This is a genomic window from Noviherbaspirillum sp., assembly GCF_036846085.1.
GTDB lineage: Bacteria > Pseudomonadota > Gammaproteobacteria > Burkholderiales > Burkholderiaceae_D > Noviherbaspirillum.
In genome coordinates, this window is record NZ_DAIUCO010000401.1 from 1 (window position 1) to 2,061 (window position 2,061).

At 58.7% G+C, this 2,061-nt stretch carries 3 protein-coding genes; 2 read left to right on the plus strand and 1 reads right to left on the minus strand.

Translation table 11 applies throughout. The annotated features are described in order from the left end of the window. The first annotated feature begins 364 nt into the window (after nt 1-364). Together V7080_RS25275 and V7080_RS25280 are read left to right on the plus strand one after the other, a co-directional pair. Entirely contained in the window at nt 365-889 is a 525-nt protein-coding gene (locus tag V7080_RS25275; RefSeq protein ID WP_334191135.1) for an AAA family ATPase, read from the plus strand. Between the two features lie 100 nt (nt 890-989). Beyond that, nucleotides 990-1,397 (plus strand): GNAT family N-acetyltransferase, encoded by a 408-nt coding sequence (locus V7080_RS25280; RefSeq protein WP_334191136.1) that lies wholly within the window; start codon nt 990-992, stop codon nt 1,395-1,397. A 183-nt stretch (nt 1,398-1,580) separates the two neighbouring features. On the opposite strand, the gene V7080_RS25285 is transcribed toward V7080_RS25280, so the two are convergent. Then, a complete protein-coding gene (locus V7080_RS25285; protein WP_334191137.1) occupies nt 1,581-2,000 on the minus strand; it encodes a response regulator in 420 nt (139 codons plus the stop codon). Nucleotides 2,001-2,061: the final 61 nt, after the last annotated feature.

Here is a 2,061-nt window from a genome sequence, read left to right on the forward strand (position 1 = left end):
CGGCGGCACCGCGCAATCTGCTGTCTGCCGGAATCTCTGCTGCGTGCACGCGCGCTCCTTGCGTAATCACCGGCGGAGCCGGGCCTGGTTGAATGTCAGCGACGGGGTAGGGACCTGACGCGGCAGTGTATTGGCTGCGTAGGGTTTTGTCCATATTGCAATAATGCTTCGGGAAGGTTGTGTGGCACGGAGAAGGAATCGCGCCATGTACCACAATCGTGGGATGGCCGAAACCAGCGATGCGGATGTACCATCTTGCGCAGCGGACAACCACGCGGAAAGCATGATGTTCATCTTTCGGCGGACACCGGTTCGATGAGCCGGTCCGCCCAACAGCCACCATAACCCAGCATTTCTACAGCGTATGCCAAAAGTGTATTTGATCGAGGGCCCCGTCGGCGCAGGAAAGTCGACGTATGCGTCTGCCCTGGCGCAGCGGACCCAGGGTATTCACATCGCCCTGGATGATTGGTTCGTCGCCTTGTTCAGTCCTGATCGCCCCGCCGATCACTTCGTGCCCTCCTGGTACATCGAGCGCAAGGCGCGTCTGCTTGACTTGATCTGGAACCACAGCCGGAGAATATTGGCCTCCGGTGCCGATGCGATACTGGAGCTGGGATTGATCCAGCGCCAGGCCAGGAGCGAATTCTGCAGCCGGGTAGTGGAAGAGGGTTTTGATCTTCAGTTGCACATACTCGATGCGCCGCTCGACGTGCGCCGCGAGCGGGTGCGCCGCCGGAACACGGAGAAAGGCGCAACATTTGCCATGGTTGTGCCGGACCATGTGTTCGAGATGGCGAGCACGCTATGGGAGGCTCCGGATGATGCCGAGTGCAGCGACTATCCGGTCGAGTTTGTCGAAATCGCTGCACTGCGCGGCCAAGGATGACCTGGTATTCGGCACGGATGCCGGTGTCAAACCTTTTCAAAGATAAACCAGAATGACATTGCGTTTGCGGCCCGCGCACGAACATGATGCGGAAAACCTGGTGCTGTTGCGGATCGCGGCCATGCGGGAGAGTCTTGAGCGTATTGGGCGATTTGATGCGCAGCGGGCAAGGGATCGCTTCCTCTCGGCGTTTGTTCCTCACTGCACGCAACATATCGAAAGCGGCGGCAAGCCGGTCGGGTTCGTTGTCGTGAAGCCCATGGCGGACGGCCTGTTCCTTGAACATCTGTATATCCACCCGGATTGCCAGCGCCAGGGAATCGGACGATGGGTATTGCAGCAGGTGTTTCATGAAGCGGATGTGTTGGGGCAGACGATCAAGGTGGGGGCATTGAAAGGGAGTGAAGCGAACCGATTCTATGTCCGTCACGGATTCAGGCTCGTCGAGCAAACGGAATGGGACAATTATTATCTTCGCGAAGCGCGACCGCTTGGGGGAACCACGTAAATTCGACCCGTCCGGGTGGTGATTATTCATCTTCTGTTTGAACGGAACGACGCCGCGAATCATTAAACTGGTGCTTTGCTTTTTGCGCTGCATTGGCGCTCGCAGGCACAGCCATCCTGCAGACGCATGTCAGTGCGACATCCTTGGGGCGGCTGCGCTGCCAAATGAACCGGTTCGCGGCGCTCAGCGATGCAGGCTGTCGACCAGTTCCTGGATCTCGTTGAACTTCAGGGGCTTGATGAATATGCGGTCGAATCCGGCCTGCATCGCCTTCTCGCGGTCTTCGGCGGTGCACAGGCCGGTCACGGCGACCAGCGGAACGAAAGGCGACAGCGACATCGAGCGGAATTCGCGGGCAAAACCGAAGCCATCCATTTCTCCCGGCAGGCGCAAATCGCAAAAGATCAGGTCGGGCCGCTTTTTGTGGACCATGTCGAGCCCGCTGCGCGCGGACAGCGCAACATCGGATGTGCAACCGAGGACTTCGAGCAGATCGGAGAACAGCTGGGCGAGATGATGATTGTCTTCGACGATCAACACCCGCGCCGGCGGATTCGGGGCATTGTAACCTGCTGCTTGCGTGTCGGATTGTAGTCTTGGCATCCCGGATGAATGAGCCCGTATTCGCGTTTCCTGATGAGTCGGCAGCGGCGGGTTTTGCAGG

What these genes read in the sequence shown, in the direction of transcription:
- V7080_RS25275 (WP_334191135.1), top strand. Translation starts at nt 365, where the DNA reads ATGCCAAAAGTGTATTTGATCGAGGGCCCCGTCGGCGCAGGAAAGTCG.
- V7080_RS25285 (WP_334191137.1), bottom strand. Translation starts at nt 2,000, where the DNA reads ATGCCAAGACTACAATCCGACACGCAAGCAGCAGGTTACAATGCCCCG.